Below are 1,957 nucleotides of genomic sequence, written 5' to 3' on the forward strand. Positions count from 1 at the left end.
GAGCGCGCCGCCCGCGCCGAGCGAGCCGCCCAGGCCGCGCGCGCCGCGGTCGAGCGCGAGGCGGCCCGTCCCTTCTTCGAGGAGCACCTCCCGGCGCCGCTGCTCGCCGAGGGCCCGCGCGGCCTGCTCTGGTGGCAGTGGCTCGCGCTCCCCGCGTTCCTCGCCCTCGCGATCGTGCTCGGGTCCTTGCTCGGCTGGCTCACCCGCCGCATCCTCGGCCACCTCGCCGCGCGCACCCGCACGACCTGGGACGACGTGCTCCTCGAGCGCGTGGCCGCGCCGCTCACGGCGCTGTGGGCGGTCGCGATCGTGACGGTCCTCCAGTCCTGGCTCGCGCTCCCGGAGGGCCCGGAGCTCGTCCTGCACCACCTGCTTCGCGCCGCGACCTACCTGACCCTCTTCTGGGCCGGCTTCCGCTCGGTGAACGTCGCCTTCGCCGTCATGGCGGCGGCGCCCTGGACGCGGGCCAGCCCGAGCCTCGCCGGGATGCTGCCGGTCGGACGCAAGGTCTCGAAGGCGGTGCTGCTCGCGCTGGGCGTCGTCGCGGTCATGAACGAGCTCGGGTTCCAGGTCGCGAGCCTCCTCGCTGGCCTCGGCATCGGCGGCATCGCGCTCGCCCTCGCCGCCCAGAAGACGGTCGAGAACCTCTTCGGCTCGCTCTCCATCGGCGTCGACCAGCCGTTCCGGACGGGCGACTTCGTCAAGGTCGAGGACGTCCTCGGGACCGTGGAGAACATCGGGATGCGCTCCACGCGCATCCGGACGCTCGACCGGACGATCGTGACGATCCCGAACGGCAAGCTCGCCGACCTGCGCACCGAGACGTTCGCCCCGCGCGACCGCATCCGGCTGCTCGCGAACCTGGGCCTCGTCTACTCGACGACGGCGGCGCAGCTGCGCGAGGTGCTCGCCGGGATCGAGGGCCTCCTCCGGGCGCACCCGAAGATCTGGCCGGACGCCGTCTCCGTCCGCTTCACGGCGCTCGCCGAGTCGGGCCTCAACGTGGAGGTGGTGGCCTGGTTCCAGACCGCGGACTTCGGCGAGTTCACCACCATCCGCCAGGAGCTGCTCCTCGGGTTCATGGAGGTGGTGGAGCGGGCGGGGACGTCGTTCGCGTTCCCGACGCGCACGCTCCACCTCGTGGGCGGCACCGCAGGCGAAGACGCGGGTGCGCGCCGGTCGGGAGGACGCGGATGATGTGCGGAAAAGGAAGAGGGCCCGGCGTTTCCGCCGGGCCCTCTGAATGGTGGAGCTGAACGGGATCGAACCGATGACCTCTAGAGTGCGATTCTAGCGCTCTCCCAGCTGAGCTACAGCCCCACAAAAACCCTCGTCGCCGTCGAGGACGCGCTTCATAGCGGCTGGCCCCGGGTCGTGTCAAGCTCCGTTTGACTCCCCCGGGTCCCCTTGCTAGACCCGACCCGCCCCATGCCCAATACCGCCAAGCAACTCACGCCCGCCGAGCTCTCCGCCCTCGAGCACGCGTTCGCTGCGGATCCCGCGTCCGACGCCTACCGGCCGCTGACCGAGGCCTATCTGGCCATGGGCCGGTACATGGAGGCGATGGTCGTCTGCAAGAAGGGCGTGAAGGCCCACCCGGACGACCCTGCGGCGCGCGTCCTGCTCGCCCGCGTCTACGCCGACCAGGGGAAGGACCGGAAGGCGCTGGAGGAGCTCCAGGGCGTCCTCGCTGCCTTCCCGACCTTCGCGGCGGCGCTGCGCATGGCCGGCGGCCTGCACCTCCGTCTCGGCGAGCGGGAGGCGGGCGAGGCCACGCTGCGCCGCGCCGCCGAGGTCGCTCCCGACGATCCGGAGGTCCGGCAGGCGCTCGAGAAGCACGGCATCAGCGCCGTCGCGAGGCCCGCCGCCCCTCCCGCCGCACCCTCGGCTCCGCGCCCCGGCCCGCGCACCGGCCCGGACGCGCCGCCCGTGGCCCCGCGCGTCGCGCCGTCCGCCG

2 protein-coding genes and 1 tRNA gene are annotated in these 1,957 nt (G+C 73.3%); 2 read left to right on the plus strand and 1 reads right to left on the minus strand.

Annotated features, from left to right (window positions below):
- On the plus strand, positions 1–1,197 hold a 1,197-nt coding region (locus tag MNY62_RS25445; RefSeq protein ID WP_242347127.1), incomplete at its 5' end, for a mechanosensitive ion channel family protein.
- A gap of 47 nt (positions 1,198–1,244) precedes the next feature.
- Here MNY62_RS25445 and MNY62_RS25450 read toward each other — a convergent pair.
- Positions 1,245–1,320, minus strand: a tRNA-Ala gene (locus tag MNY62_RS25450).
- Between the two features lie 108 nt (positions 1,321–1,428).
- On the opposite strand from MNY62_RS25450, the gene MNY62_RS25455 reads away from it, so the two are divergent.
- Positions 1,429–1,957, plus strand: a 529-nt coding sequence (locus MNY62_RS25455; protein WP_242347128.1) for a tetratricopeptide repeat protein, incomplete at its 3' end; no start/stop codon positions are given.

The sequence above is a fragment of the Anaeromyxobacter terrae genome (assembly GCF_022690685.1).
GTDB lineage: Bacteria > Myxococcota > Myxococcia > Myxococcales > Anaeromyxobacteraceae > Anaeromyxobacter > Anaeromyxobacter terrae.